The sequence below is a fragment of the Paraburkholderia flava genome, assembly GCF_004359985.1.
Lineage (GTDB): Bacteria > Pseudomonadota > Gammaproteobacteria > Burkholderiales > Burkholderiaceae > Paraburkholderia > Paraburkholderia flava.
This window is the reverse complement of record NZ_SMRO01000002.1, coordinates 675373-689570: the sequence shown is the minus strand read 5'-3', so window position 1 is coordinate 689570 and position 14198 is coordinate 675373. Positions and strand designations below refer to the sequence as shown.

Below are 14198 nucleotides of genomic sequence, written 5' to 3'. Positions count from 1 at the left end.
CGTGTTCTACGCGAGCCACACCGCGATGGTCAGCATCAGCAGCAGGATCATCCACAGGATCACCGCGCGCCACACAAGCCCGACCGCCGATTGCAGCGTGCGCGGCGTGCAGTCGTCGCCGACCTGCATCGGGCCGCCATCGCCGGTCGCGAGTGCATCGAGACTCGACTGCTCGGCGAGCGGGCCGGAGAGCCGCGCGCCGAGCGCACCGCTACCCGCCGCGAGCAGCACGCCATCGTTCGGATCGGGCCACTGCCGCGCGTGATTGCGCCACGCGTAAATCGCATCCTCGAAATTACCGACGATCGCGAAGCCGAGCGACGTCAACCGTGCCGGTATCCAGTCGATCACGAAGAACGCGCGCTGCGCGAACGTCGAGAACGCGGCGGTGCGATCGACCGCAGGCTCCGACCATGTACGCGCCAGGTATTCGGCGATCCGGTACAGCACCGCGCCGGCCGGTCCGATCGGCACGAGGAACCAGAAGAACACACCGAACACATGACGATGCGACGCGACGACCGCGTGGATCAGCGTGTGACGGACGATCTCGCTGACGGGCATGTCGACGGTATCGATACCGGTCCACTCGGCGAGAACTTCACGCGCACGCGGCACGTCGTCGTTGTTCAGCGCGAGATGGATGTCGGTGAAGTAATGGCTGAACTGCCGGAAGCCGAGCGTGAAGTAGACGATCACGACGTTCCACAAGAACGCCAGCACGAAATTGATCCGGTACAGCACGTAGTAGATCAACGCGACGGCGAGCGTCCACGGCAACACGACCACGAGCCACGCGAGAATGCCGTGCTTCGGCTTACCGGCATCGAACCCGTGCGCCGCCGACTCCGCGTGATAGTGAAGCAGCGCCGACACCGGATTGTTCGGCGACAGCGCACGCATCTGTTCGATGATGAGAGCCAGCAGTACGGAGAAAAAAGTCATGCGATGCGCCGTGCCATTCGAGTATTAGCGATTGTGTTGTAACGATAGCACAGGGTCGGATGCCGCTGAGCGGTGCACTTACAAACCTGTCGTACCCAGTCACACCGCACGGATCACGCGGCGAGAAAACGATAGAAATTGCGCAGCATGCCGGCCGTCGCACCCCAGACGAAGTAATGACCACCGCCTTCGCTGCGCGGATACGGCATCGCGAAAAAGCGGCGCTCGCCGCCTTCCCAGCGAAACACCCTCACCTCGTGATGCCCGGGGTCCATCAGGAAGCTGAGCGGCACTTCGAAGATCTCAGCGACTTCAAGCGTATCGGCTTCGACTGTGAACGGCGGATGAACGAGGCCGACCACGGGCGTCACGCGAAAGCCAGTGCCGGTCAGATAGTCCGGCAACGCACCTAGCACTTCGACGCGGGCCGGGTCGAGACCGACCTCTTCGCGCGCTTCGCGTAGCGCGGTCGCGGTTGCATCGGCATCGTGCGGTTCTTCGCGGCCACCGGGAAAGCTCACCTGGCCAGCGTGATCGTTTAGATGGTCGGCGCGCTGGGTCAGCAGGACGGTCAACCCGGTTTCACGGACGACGAGCGGCACCAGCACTGCGGCCACACGCGGATCGCCGACTTCACGCCAACGACCTTCGACGGGCTCCGTGTCCCAGGGCAGCCGCTGTTCGAACCGCGCCCGCAAACCATCGGGCGTCAGACGTCCCGGCGCGACCGGCGGCAGATCGGTGCCGGTGGATTCGATGGGCAGGGTTTCGGGTTCGAAGACTGGACGGATCAAACGGGACTCTCGGCGCAGGCAATCTGGAATAAACGTATTTTGCCTCGCCAATGAAAAAAGCACCCGGGACGGGTGCTTTTTCTTACAGCTTTTACTGCTGGGAAGCCGCGCGGTCTTTCGACACGAGCTTTTCCTTGATCCGGGCCGACTTGCCCGAACGGTCGCGCAGGTAGTAAAGCTTTGCACGACGCACATCGCCGCGGCGCTTCACGACGATGCTCGCCAGCAGCGGCGAGTACGTCTGGAAAGTCCGCTCGACGCCTTCGCCCGACGAAATCTTGCGGACGATGAACGACGAATTCAGGCCACGGTTACGCTTCGCGATCACGACGCCTTCGTATGCCTGAACGCGCTTGCGCGTACCTTCAACCACGTTCACGCTCACGATCACCGTATCGCCGGGGGCGAATTCGGGAATGGTCTTGCCTGCGAGCGCGCGCTCGATTTCTTCCTGCTCGAGTTTTGCAATCAGATTCATTGACTGACTCCTGGTGCCATCTTGTCGGCGTTCGTACCTGCCTTGCGTGGAACTGCCTGTCACGCGCGGCTACGGCCCCGATAGAGGATGGGTTCACAACTGGCACCGTTCACGCATGAACGGCACCGCCTGGTTCCCGCCCGGAACGCCACGGCATCAAGCCTTGGACGCTTCCTTCGCGAGAGTAGTGAGCCATACCTCGTCGGCACGACTCAACATCTTGTTCTTTCTTGCCCGTGCAATCAGATCGGGCCGCTTCAGCAACGTGTTGCGCAACGCTTCGCGGCGTCGCCACTGCATGATTTCCGCGTGATGCCCGCCGATCAGCACGTCGGGGACGCGCACACCGTCGTACTCTTCGGGCCGCGTGTAATGCGGACAATCGAGCAGGCCGTCGACAAAACTGTCCTGCACCGCCGACTGCGCATCGTTCAGCACGCCCGGCAACTGACGCACGATGGCATCCATCATCGCCATCGCCGGCAACTCGCCGCCGGACAACACGAAATCGCCGAGACTGATTTCTTCGTCGACACACCGGTCGATCAGCCGCTGGTCGATCGCTTCGTAGCGACCGCACAGCACGATCAGACCGGGTTCGGCGGCAAGCCGCATCACACCCTCGTGATTCAGCGTCCCACCTTGCGGCGACATCATCACGACACGCGGTGCCGCGATGCCCTGCTCGGCTTGAGCGGCTTTCGCCGCACCGATCGCGTCTTCCAGCGGTTTTGCCAGCATCACCATGCCGGGGCCGCCGCCGTATGGACGATCGTCGATCGTACGGTAGTTGTCGACGGTGAAATCGCGAGGATTCCACGTTCGCAATCCGTAACGCGACTGCTTCACGGCCCGGCTCGTAATACCCCAGTCGGTCAGCGCGCGAAACATCTCGGGGAAGAGCGTCACGACATCGAACTGCATCGCCCTCTCCGTTCAGCGAAACACCGGTCGACCGGTTCAGTAATCGGCTTCCCAGTCGACGGTAATCTGCTTCGTCGCCTGGTCCACAGTTTTGACGTACACGCCGACGAAGGGGATCAGACGCTCGGCGCTTGCCGGTTTGCCGTCCTTGTCGGTTATCGCGTATTCGACGCGCAGCACCGAATGGGCGCCGTTGTCGATCATGCCGGCGACCTTGCCGAGCTCGACGCCGGTCAGATTCACGACGGCGAGGCCAACCAGGTCCACCCAGTAAAACTCGTCGGCATCGAGCGCGGGAAACTCGCCACGACTGACGTAGATACGGCAACCGCGCAGTGCCACCGCTGCATCGCGATCGTCCGTACCGGCCAGTTGAGCGACGATGCTGTCGGAATGGATTTTCGCTTCGCGCACCGCAGCCGACTTGCGCTCCGGATTCGCATCGCGTCCCTTCAACAGCCACCAGCGGGTCGCACTCAGCAGCGCGTCGCCGCCGTGCCCGGCATCCGCATGCGCGGCTACCTTGACCCAGCCCTTCAGGCCATACGCATCGACGATCGCACCGACTTCGATCGCATCGGCAGGCCAGCTTTCCGCCGACTCGACGCGCATCGACTGTTCAGTTGCCGAAGCAGCCGTCGAAGATTTTTTCTGCCCACCCGCCTTGACCGGCTTGCGGACAAACGCACCGAACGGGGCTTCGGTCGCCGACGCGCTGGCACCAGTGCGGCCGGAGCCGTCGGAATCACGCGTAGACATGGACTACCCTCGAAGCACGCCGGAGCGATTTACATCCATGCACCGGTTGACGGGCGCCGGCCATCTGGCCGTCACCATTACCGCCGATGCCTGTACCAGCCGGCATTAAACAGCAGCCGGTTGCGCCTTTTGCGCTTCCTTCACGAGACGCTCGACGGTCGGCGACAGTTGCGCGCCCACGCCTTGCCAGTACGTCAGACGATCCTGCGCGATACGCAGCGATTCGCCCTTCGTAGCGATCGGGTTGTAGAAGCCGACGCGTTCGATGAAGCGGCCGTCACGACGGTTACGCGAATCGGTTGCGACGATGTTGTAGAACGGGCGCTTCTTCGAGCCGCCACGAGCCAAGCGGATGATGACCATACTGGAATCCTTGAAAACCGGGGTTCGGAACTGCTGAAACGCGAGATTATAGCTGGAAACCAAAGCCATAACAAACACTTACCGGGATAAACTGGCTCGATGGGTCGCGCCGGCGATACAACCCGGCGTCCAGGGCCACCGGCAATCGTCTGATCATGAAGGAGCGCGCGTGAAAACCACATTATCCGGCGCCTACGCGCCGGCGTCGGCTTCGACGGGGTGTCGGCGACGCCTGCGCGGCCATCTGGCGCGGGTTGCGAAGATGGCGGCGGCCTGGCTGGTCGTCGGGACGGCGGTGTCCGCTCATGCCGCCCTGCCGGTCGAGCGGATCGCGCTACCGGCGGGTTTCCACATCGAAGTGCTATCGGACGCGGTTCCGACCGCACGCGAAATGGCTTTGTCGCCGAAAGGCATCCTGTACGTCGGCAGCTTCGACGGCCATGTTTATGCGCTGACGCTCAAGGACGGGCGCGTCGCCGCCCGCTACACGATCGCGTCTGGCCTTGAAATGCCGGCTGGCGTCGCGTGGCATGACGGCGCGCTGTATGTCTCCGCGGTGTCGAAAATCATCCGCTTCGATGCAATCGACGAGCATCTGGCCAGCCCACCGAAGCCGGCTGTCATCACCGACGACCTCCCCACCGAGCGTCATCACGGCTGGAAATTCATCGCATTCGGACCGGACGGCAAGCTGTACGTGCCGCAGGGGGCGCCGTGCAACATCTGCCGCCCCGACCCGAACCGCTACGCGATGATCGGCCGGATGAACGCGGACGGCAGCCACTACGACACGATCGCGCGCGGCGTTCGCAACACGGTCGGCTTCGCGTGGCATCCGGTCACACACGAACTATGGTTCACCGATAACGGCCGCGATCTGCTCGGCGACGATCGGCCCGACGACAAGCTCAACCGCGCCGCCCGCGACGGCCTGGATTTCGGCTACCCGTATTGCCATGGAGGCGATACGCCGGACCCCGAATTCGGCGGCGAGCGGCCATGCAGCGCGTTCACCCCGCCGGTCGCGAAGCTCGGCGCGCACGTCGCGTCGCTGGGCATGCGCTTCTATACAGGCGAGATGTTTCCCGCCGACTACCGCAACAACGTGTTCATCGCCGAACACGGCTCGTGGAACCGCAGCAAGAAGAGCGGCTACCGCGTGGTCCGCGTAATCGCCAGTGCGGACGGCAGTCATGCGCGGCAGGAGGTGTTCGCGTCAGGCTGGCTGATGCCGGACGAAACCATCTGGGGCCGCCCCGCCGATGTGCTGCCGCTGCCCGACGGCTCGCTGCTGATCAGCGACGACTACACGGGCGCGATCTATCGTGTGACCTATAGCGCACCCCATTGATCCGCGCTTCGCGATCCGTGCGACAGAGGGTCGCGTGACCCGGACGGTACGATACGGTTCGCGCGGCGTAGAATGCGCGTCGGCGCGCGAGCGCGCCGTTCGCCGTTCCTTTCCGCCGCCTGTCACTCCATGTCCATCGTCACTACGACTTCCCCCCGCTTCCGCTCCAAAACGGCAACCGCCGCGCTCGCGTTCTTTCTCGGCACGATCGGCGCGCACCGGTTCTATCTGTATGGCCGACGCGACATCTACGGCTGGGCTCACATCGCTGGCACGCTGATCGGCATCCCCGGCTTCCTGCTGCTGGCAATCACCGAACGCTCATCGACGCTCGGCTGGTGCCTCGCCATCCCGGGTGCAGTGTCGTTGCTGGCCGCGTTTCTCGCAGCGATCGTCTATGGACTGCGGCCCGACGAAAAGTGGGACGCGCAGTTCAATGCGCACACGGAACAACGTAGCCATTCGGGCTGGGTGGTGGTCTTTGTCGTGATCTTTTCGCTGCTGATCGGAGCGTTCCTGCTGATGACCGGACTCGCGATGTCGTTCGAGACATATTTCGAATCACAGGCCAACGCGACCACATCGCTGTCGCAGTAACAGCAACGCGCGAAGCTAGAACAGATCGAGCTGCGGACTGGGCGGTTTAGCACTCGTAGCCCCCGCCGTGCGCGGTGCCTGGGCACGCTCAGCACGCTTGAAATGCGACATGTCGAGAATGCCTCGATCGCGCTCGTTCAGATGAAGGCGTCGCGCAGCCTGCCGGAATCGCTGCCGCAGCAGATCGGCCCACAGACCTTCGCCCTTCATCCGATGGGCAAACGACGAGTCATAGTCCTTCCCACCCCGCATGTCGCGCACGCGGCTCATCACCCGATCGGCGCGGTCGGGGAAGTGCGCGGCGAGCCAGTCCTTGAATAGCGGCGCGACCTCCCACGGCAATCGCAACACGATATAGCTCGCGTTCGTCGCGCCCGCCTCGGCACAGGCTTCGAGCACACGCTCCATGTCCTGCTCGGTAACGAACGGAATAACCGGTGCGATGCTCACGCCGACCGGCACGCCCGCTTCGGCAAGCGTCCGTATCGTGCGCAGCCGACGCGCCGGCGTCGCGGCACGCGGCTCCAGCGTGCGCGCAATATCGGCATCGAGTGTGGTGATCGTGATCGCGGCCATCATCTGCCCGCGCGCGGCCATCGGTGCGAGCAGATCCAGATCGCGCTCGATCAGCGACGACTTCGTGATCGCGGCAAACGGCTGCCCGCGATCGTGCAGTACCTGGATGACACGACGCGTGAGCTGCAAATCGCGTTCGACCGGCTGCCATGCATCGGTGGCGACGCCGAGTGCGATCGGCTCCGGCACATACGACTTCTTCGACAGCTCGCGTTCGAGCAGTTCGGGGGCGTTGATCTTCGCGTAGATCCGGCTCTCGAAGTCGAGCCCCGGCGACAGTCCGAGATAGCTGTGCGTGGGCCGCGCAAAACAATAGATACAGCCGTGCTCGCAACCGCGATACGGGTTCAGCGAAACCGTGAACGGAATGTCCGGCGACGCATTGCGGGTCAGGATGCTTTTCGCTTTTTCCTCGAAGACCTGTGTGCGCAGCGGCCGAGGCTCGCCGTCCTCGCCTTCTGACGACAGCCAACCGTCGTCGACCTTTTCGCGCTGGTCGACCTCGTAACGGCCCTGCAAGTTGGTCACCGCGCCCCGCCCCTTGCGGGGAACCGGTGGCGCGATTGGAAATTCGGTGTCAGAAGGAGAGTCGGGATCGTTCATGGCGGTAGCGTCGGCAACACAAAATACTGTACAAATATACAGTGTTTACGCGCTTTGTCGAGCCCACCAGGCTCCGCAGATTTCCGCGGGTTTTCGCGCTATTCGCCGACCGCGATCGTCAGCGATTCCTTGATTTCCTCCATCACGACATAGCTCTTCGACTGCACCGCGCCAGGCAGCTGCAGCAGGATGTCGCCGAGCAGCTTGCGGTAGTCGGCCATCTCGCCGATGCGTGCCTTGATCAGATAGTCGAAATCGCCCGATACCAGGTGGCACTCGAGCACCTCCGGGATCTTCTGCACCTCGCGGCGAAACTGGTCGAACATGTTGCCGCTCTTGTGATCGAGCGTGATCTCGACGAACACCAGCAGCGCCGCGCCCAGTTCGGTCGGATTGACGCGTGCGTAGTAGCCCATGATCACGCCGTCGCGCTCCATCCGCTTCACGCGCTCGATGCACGGTGTCACCGACAGCCCCACCTGCTCGGCGAGGTCCTTCATGGCCATGCGGCCGTCCTGCTGCAACAGCCTGAGGATCTTGTGATCGAGCTTGTCGAGCGTGCGGATCGGTTGACGTTGGGTTCTCATTGTCTTTTTACTGAAAACTCGAAAAATACAATAACAAAACCTAGCTAACGATCAATAGTATAGCGGTTAACACTAGGCCTTCCGCGCATTACCTCGTTAATCGAATTATTCCGGCGCAGCGGCCTTTCGACCTTATCGGAGCAGCTATGCGAGTCGTCGTTTTGGGCAGTGGCGTCGTCGGGGTGACGAGCGCTTATTATCTGGCGCGCGCGGGCCATGAAGTGACCGTCATCGATCGCGAGGCCGGTCCTGCACTCGAAACCAGCTTTGCAAACGCCGGCCAGATTTCGCCGGGCTATGCGGCGCCGTGGGCTGCGCCTGGCGTGCCGCTGAAAGCCGTCAAGTGGATGTTCCAGAAGCACGCACCGCTCGCGATCCGCCTCGACGGCACGCAATTCCAGTTGCAGTGGATGTGGCAGATGCTGCAGAACTGCACGTCGGCACGCTACGCGGTGAACAAAGGCCGCATGGTGCGTCTCGCCGAATACAGCCGCGATTGTCTGCAGGCGCTGCGCGCGGACACCGGCATCCAGTACGAAGGCCGCACGGGCGGCACGCTGCAGGTCTTCCGCACGCAACAGCAACTCGAAGGCGCTGCGAAAGACATCGCCGTGCTGAAGGACGCCAACGTCCCGTACGAACTGTTGTCGCCGGCCGAACTGGCGCGCGCGGAACCGGCGCTCGCCGCCGTGTCGCACAAGCTCACCGGCGGTTTGCGTCTGCCGGGCGACGAAACCGGCGACTGCCAGCTGTTCACCACCCGCCTCGCCGCGATGGCCGAAGCGCTCGGCGTGAAGTTCCGCTACAACACGCCGATCGATGCGCTCGCGCAAGCCGGCGGCCGCATCGCCGGCGTGCAGTGCGGCAGCGAACTCGTGCGTGCCGATGCATTCGTCGTTGCGCTCGGTTCGTACTCGACCAAATTCCTGTCCGGCATCGTCAAGATTCCGGTGTATCCGTTGAAGGGTTATTCGATCACTGCACCGATCGTCGATGCGGCGGCGGCTCCGGTATCGACCGTGCTCGACGAGACCTACAAGATCGCGATCACGCGTTTCGACGACCGCATCCGCGTCGGCGGGATGGCGGAGATCGTCGGCTTCGACAAGACGCTGCGCGACGCGCGCCGCGAAACGCTCGAAATGTGCGTGAACGATCTGTTCCCCGGCGGCGGCGATACGTCGAAGGCCACGTTCTGGACCGGCCTGCGTCCGATGACGCCGGACGGCACGCCGATCGTCGGCCGTACGCCCGTGTCGAACCTGTTCCTGAACACCGGTCACGGCACGCTCGGCTGGACGATGTCGTGCGGCTCGGGCCAACTGCTCGCCGATCTGATTTCCGGCAAGCAGCCCGCGATCCAGTCGGGCGATCTGTCCGTGCATCGCTATCTCGGCGAAACCAGCGGCACGGGACGTCCTGCCTACGCGTAACGTACTCACACGCGTGCGCTGCGATTCATAGCCACGCTACGCTGCAAAAACAAACGGCGCCCTCAAGGCGCCGTTTGTTTTGCTCGCAGTCATCTCAGCCGCTGCGCTACATCAGAACTGATCCTCCGACAACGCAAGCACACCTTCATCGCCCTTCGCACTGACGATCGCCGCTTCGAACGCCGTGGCCTGCGACAGCACGTGCTCCGCGAAGAACTGCGCGGTCGCGATCTTCGCACCGTAGAACGAAGGATCGTCGCCATGCTTCTGCTTTGCGACGAGTAGCGCACGCGCCATCTGCCAGCCACCCAGCACGATGCCCGCGAGCTTCAGATACGGCACGCTGCCCGCGAACACCGCGTTCGGATCGCGCTTCGCGTTCTCGAGCACGAACTTCACCGCCGCTTCGAGCGAACGTCGACCCTGTTCCAGCTGCCGCTGCATCGACGCACACGCGGCATCCTTCTCGCGGCCCAGTTGCTCGACGGTCTGTGCGATCTCGGCGAGCAGCGCCTGCGCGACCGCGCCGCCGTCGCGCAGCGTCTTGCGACCGATCAGATCGTTCGCCTGGATCGCGGTCGTGCCTTCGTAGATCGGCAGAATCCGTGCGTCGCGATAGAACTGCGCGGCACCGGTTTCCTCGATGAAACCCATCCCGCCATGCACCTGCACGCCGAGGCTCGTCACGTCGATCGACAGCTCCGTACTCCAGCCCTTCACGATCGGCACGAGGAATTCGTAGATCGCCTGATGCTTCGCGCGCTGCGCGTCGTCCGGGTCGCGGTGCGCGATGTCGCAGTGCGACGCCGCGACATACGCGAGCGCACGCGAACCTTCTGTGAGCGCACGCATCGTCGCGAGCATCCGCCGCACGTCGGGATGGTGAATGATCGACACCGACTGCTTCGCCGAACCATCGACCGGACGACTCTGCACGCGTTCCTTCGCATACGCGACTGCCTTCTGATACGCACGGTCCGACACGGCGACGCCCTGCATGCCCACTGCGAAACGCGCGGCGTTCATCATGATGAACATGTACTCGAGGCCGCGATTCTCTTCGCCGACCAGATAGCCGAGCGCGCCGCCGTGATCGCCGAATTGCAGCACCGCAGTCGGGCTCGCCTTGATGCCGAGCTTGTGTTCGATCGACACGCAGTGCACGTCGTTGCGCTCGCCGAGCGAACCATCCGCACCGACGAGAAACTTCGGCACGATGAAGAGCGAAATGCCCTTCACGCCTTCGGGTGCACTGGGTGTACGTGCCAGCACGAGATGGACGATGTTCTTCGCCATGTCGTGCTCGCCCCACGTGATGAAAATCTTCGTGCCGAAGACGCGGTATGCGCCGTCGCCGGTCGGCTCGGCACGCGTGCGCACCAGCGCGAGATCGGAGCCGGCCTGCGGCTCGGTGAGGTTCATCGTGCCGGTCCATTCGCCGGAAATCAGCTTCGGCACGTAGACCTGCTTCTGTTCCTCGGTGCCGGCGGTCAGCAGCGCTTCGATCGCGCCGTCGGTCAACAACGGACACAGCGCAAACGACAGGTTGGACGCGTTCAGCATTTCGATGCACGGCGTCGCGATCAGCTTCGGCAGACCCTGGCCTTCGTAGTCGGCGGGATGCTGGACGCCTTGCCAGCCGCCTTCGGAGAACTGGCGAAACGCGTCGCGAAAACCCGGCGACGCGGTAACGACGCCATCCTTCCAGCTGCTCGGATTGCGGTCGCCTTCGACGTTCAGCGGCGCGAGTACTTCGCCGCAGAATTTCGCCGATTCTTCGAGCACCGCCTGAGCGGTCTCGAGATTCGCGTCTTCGAAACCCGGCAATGTTGCGATGTGCTCGATATTCGCCAGCTCTTTCATGACGAACAGCATGTCCCGGATGGGCGCGTTATACATGTCAGCTCTCCTCCGACTGCGATATGAAAAAGGGGCGAGGGGACTCGAACCCCTACACCCCTTCGACCCTACGATTGACTACGGCCGGACGCCTGTTGCGCGGCGCTGTCCGGCAGCGATCAAAGCGCGCCGACGAGTTCCGGCACCACGGCGAACAGATCGCCGACGAGCCCGTAATCGGCCACGCTGAAAATCGGCGCTTCCGGATCCTTGTTGATCGCGACGATCACCTTCGAATCCTTCATGCCGGCCAGATGCTGGATCGCGCCGGAGATCCCCACCGCGATGTACAGCTGCGGCGCAACGATCTTGCCGGTCTGGCCGACCTGATAGTCGTTCGGCACGTAGCCCGCATCGACGGCTGCACGCGATGCGCCGAGTGCAGCATTCAGCTTGTCGGCGAGCGGCTCGAGCACCTTCGTGTAGTTCTCGCCGCTGCCCAGACCGCGTCCACCCGACACGATGATGTTCGCGCTCGTCAGCTCCGGACGGTCCAGCTTCGTCACTTCGCGGCTCACGAACTGCGACAGACCCGAGTCAGCCGCTGCGTCGATCTTCTCGACCGCTGCGCTGCCGCCTTCCGCTGCGACCGGGTCGAAGCCCGTCGAACGCACCGTGACGACCTTGATCGGATCCTGCGATTGCACCGTCGCGATTGCGTTGCCCGCGTAGATCGGACGCTCGAACGTGTCGGCGCTGTCCACCGCGGTGATGTCGCTGATCTGCGCGACGTCGAGCTTCGCCGCGATACGCGGTGCGACGTTCTTGCCGTAGGCGGTAGCCGGCGCAAGGATGTGCGTGTAGTTCTTCGCGATGTTCAGCACCGTCGCTTCGACGTTTTCCGCGAGGCCGGCTTCGAGTTGCGCGGCGTCGGCGAGCAGCACCTTCGTGACGCCCGCGATCTTCGCGGCTGCGTCGGCTGCGCCCTGTGCGTTGTGACCCGCGACCAGCACGTGAATGTCGCCACCGATCTTCTGCGCCGCTGCAATCGTGTTCAGCGTCGCGGCCTTGATCGATGCGCCGTCGTGTTCAGCTATTACCAGATTCGTCATCTCTATCCGCTCCTCTTACAGCACCTTGGCTTCGGTCTTCAGCTTGTCCACCAGCGCGGCAACGTCCGGCACCTTCACACCGGCAGCGCGCTTCGGCGGCTCGACCACTTTCAGCGTCTTCAGACGCGGACTCACGTCCACGCCGAGGTCTTCCGGCTTCACGGTTTCGAGCGGCTTCTTCTTCGCCTTCATGATGTTCGGCAGCGTCACATAGCGCGGCTCGTTCAGGCGGAGATCGGTGGTGATGACGGCCGGCAGCGTCAGCGCCAGCGTTTCGGCACCGCCGTCGACTTCGCGCGACACCGTCGCCTTGCCGTCGGCCACGACGACCTTCGATGCGAACGTAGCTTGCGGCAGGTTCGCGAGTGCGGCGAGCATCTGGCCGGTCTGGTTCGAGTCGTCGTCGATGGCCTGCTTGCCGAGGATCACCAGTTGCGGCTGTTCCTTGTCGACCAGCGCCTTGAGCAGCTTTGCGACGGCGAGCGGCTGGAGGTCTTCATTCGATTCGATCAGGATCGCACGATCCGCGCCGATTGCGAGCGCCGTGCGCAGCGTTTCCTGCGCCTGCGCGACACCGGCCGACACTGCGATCACTTCGGTCGCGACACCTGCTTCGCGCAACCGCACCGCTTCTTCCACCGCGATTTCGTCGAACGGATTCATCGACATCTTCACGTTCGCGATGTCGACACCCGTGCCGTCCGATTTCACGCGGACCTTCACGTTGTAGTCGACCACTCTCTTTACTGGCACCAGGATTTTCATGCACACGCTCCAAAGTTACGAATACGTCAACCCAGCGGCCATTATAACGACTGCCCCTTTCCGGCAGCCCCGCCGAAGGTAGGGTCCTCGAGGATATCGCTTCTCAGTGGCGCACCGACAATAGCGAACGATCGTTCTATTCTAAGCGAAAAAAAACCCGGACGCCAAGTCCGGGTTCCGATCCGCCCTTCTAATCGGGCTACGCGCCAAGGTCTATGCGCCGCGCGGCCATCACCACGCCGCAATCACCGAGCCGCCGAACTTGCTCGCGACGAACTGCTTCACTTCCGTCGAGTGATATGCGGCGACCAGTTTCGCGACCCACGGCTTGTTGCGGTCGGCTTCGCGGATCGCGATGATGTTCACATACGGGCCCTTCGGATCCTCGATCGCGATCGCGTCCTGGGTCGGCTTCAGTCCCGCTTCCATCGCGAAGTTCGTGTTGATCGCGGCGGCGTCGACGTCGCCGAGCGAACGCGGAATCTGCGCTGCGTCGAGTTCGACGATCTTCAGCTTCTTCGGGTTGTCGACGATATCGAGCGGCGTCGCCTTCAGACCCGCGTCGGCACGCAGTTTCAGCAGGCCGTTCTTCTGCAGCAGCAGCAACGCGCGGCCGCCGTTGGTCGGATCGTTCGGCACCGCGATCTTCGCGCCCGCCGGCAGCTCGGCCAGCGACTTGAACTTCTTCGAATAAATGCCCATCGGGAACGTCACCGTATCGGCGATCTTGATCAGCTTGTAGCCGCGATCCTTGATCTGCGACTGCAGATAGGGCTCGTGCTGATAGCTGTTCGCGTCGAGATCGCCGGCGGCCAGCGCCGCATTCGGCTGCACGTAATCGGAGAACTCGATGACCTTGATGGTCAGTCCGTTCTTCGCGGCGACGGTCTTCACGACGTCCATCAGTTGCGCATGCGGACCGCCGGTGACGCCGACCTTGATCGTGTCTTCGGCATGCGCCGAAGCGGCGAACAATGCAGCGGCGCCGAGTGCGGCTGCGAATCCCAGGAAAGAACGACGTTGCATGATCGACCTTTTATTTTTGCTGTGAACGTATGAGCGGACGCGAAGC

At 63.1% G+C, this 14198-nt stretch carries 15 protein-coding genes; 3 read left to right on the top strand and 12 right to left on the bottom strand.

The genetic code is table 11. From position 1 onward, the window contains the following. Positions 1-6: 6 nt before the first annotated feature. The 6 genes from E1748_RS14480 to rpsP form a co-directional block, all read right to left on the bottom strand. On the bottom strand, positions 7-945 hold the full coding sequence (locus E1748_RS14480; protein ID WP_133647909.1) for a CobD/CbiB family protein: 939 nt from the start codon (positions 943-945) through the stop codon (positions 7-9). Positions 946-1058: 113 nt separating this feature from the next. After that, on the bottom strand, positions 1059-1739 hold the full coding sequence (locus E1748_RS14475) for a CoA pyrophosphatase (protein ID WP_133647908.1): 681 nt from the start codon (positions 1737-1739) through the stop codon (positions 1059-1061). A gap of 91 nt (positions 1740-1830) precedes the next feature. After that, positions 1831-2217, bottom strand: a complete 387-nt coding sequence (gene rplS, locus E1748_RS14470; protein WP_133647907.1) for a 50S ribosomal protein L19 — start codon at positions 2215-2217, stop codon at positions 1831-1833. A gap of 156 nt (positions 2218-2373) precedes the next feature. After that, positions 2374-3141: a tRNA (guanosine(37)-N1)-methyltransferase TrmD gene (gene trmD / locus E1748_RS14465; protein WP_133647906.1), complete on the bottom strand. Its 768-nt coding sequence runs from the start codon at positions 3139-3141 to the stop codon at positions 2374-2376. Between the two features lie 36 nt (positions 3142-3177). After that, positions 3178-3900 carry a ribosome maturation factor RimM gene (rimM, locus tag E1748_RS14460; RefSeq protein ID WP_133647905.1) on the bottom strand — a complete coding sequence of 241 codons (723 nt, stop codon included), beginning with the start codon at positions 3898-3900 and terminating at the stop codon, positions 3178-3180. A 105-nt stretch (positions 3901-4005) separates the two neighbouring features. Beyond that, entirely contained in the window at positions 4006-4263 is a 258-nt protein-coding gene (gene rpsP / locus E1748_RS14455; RefSeq protein ID WP_133647904.1) for a 30S ribosomal protein S16, read from the bottom strand. A gap of 244 nt (positions 4264-4507) precedes the next feature. On the opposite strand from rpsP, the gene E1748_RS14450 reads away from it, so the two are divergent. Further along, positions 4508-5614 carry a PQQ-dependent sugar dehydrogenase gene (locus E1748_RS14450; protein ID WP_420819338.1) on the top strand — a complete coding sequence of 369 codons (1107 nt, stop codon included), beginning with the start codon at positions 4508-4510 and terminating at the stop codon, positions 5612-5614. A 129-nt stretch (positions 5615-5743) separates the two neighbouring features. Then, complete coding sequence (locus tag E1748_RS14445) at positions 5744-6211, top strand: NINE protein (protein WP_133647903.1); 468 nt, start codon at positions 5744-5746, stop codon at positions 6209-6211. A gap of 15 nt (positions 6212-6226) precedes the next feature. On the opposite strand, the gene E1748_RS14440 is transcribed toward E1748_RS14445, so the two are convergent. Next, a complete protein-coding gene (locus tag E1748_RS14440) occupies positions 6227-7390 on the bottom strand; it encodes a PA0069 family radical SAM protein (RefSeq protein ID WP_133647902.1) in 1164 nt (387 codons plus the stop codon). 98 nt (positions 7391-7488) lie between these two features. After that, the gene (locus E1748_RS14435) at positions 7489-7977 is read right to left on the bottom strand and encodes an Lrp/AsnC ligand binding domain-containing protein (RefSeq protein ID WP_133647901.1); all 489 of its coding nucleotides are present in this window, start codon (positions 7975-7977) and stop codon (positions 7489-7491) included. A 146-nt stretch (positions 7978-8123) separates the two neighbouring features. Between E1748_RS14435 and E1748_RS14430 the strand changes: the two genes are divergently transcribed. Beyond that, positions 8124-9410 carry a D-amino acid dehydrogenase gene (locus E1748_RS14430; RefSeq protein ID WP_133647900.1) on the top strand — a complete coding sequence of 429 codons (1287 nt, stop codon included), beginning with the start codon at positions 8124-8126 and terminating at the stop codon, positions 9408-9410. Positions 9411-9521: 111 nt separating this feature from the next. Here E1748_RS14430 and E1748_RS14425 read toward each other — a convergent pair whose 3' ends face one another. The 4 genes from E1748_RS14425 to E1748_RS14410 all read right to left on the bottom strand — a co-directional run bounded on the left by E1748_RS14425 (position 9522) and on the right by E1748_RS14410 (position 14152). Then, on the bottom strand, positions 9522-11309 hold the full coding sequence (locus E1748_RS14425; RefSeq protein WP_133647899.1) for an acyl-CoA dehydrogenase: 1788 nt from the start codon (positions 11307-11309) through the stop codon (positions 9522-9524). Between the two features lie 119 nt (positions 11310-11428). Further along, the gene (locus E1748_RS14420; RefSeq protein ID WP_133647898.1) at positions 11429-12361 is read right to left on the bottom strand and encodes an electron transfer flavoprotein subunit alpha/FixB family protein; all 933 of its coding nucleotides are present in this window, start codon (positions 12359-12361) and stop codon (positions 11429-11431) included. Between the two features lie 15 nt (positions 12362-12376). After that, positions 12377-13126, bottom strand: coding sequence for an electron transfer flavoprotein subunit beta/FixA family protein (locus tag E1748_RS14415; RefSeq protein ID WP_133647897.1), 750 nt, complete (start codon positions 13124-13126; stop codon positions 12377-12379). A 231-nt stretch (positions 13127-13357) separates the two neighbouring features. Continuing rightward, complete coding sequence (locus E1748_RS14410) at positions 13358-14152, bottom strand: MetQ/NlpA family ABC transporter substrate-binding protein (protein WP_133647896.1); 795 nt, start codon at positions 14150-14152, stop codon at positions 13358-13360. Positions 14153-14198 lie beyond the last annotated feature (46 nt).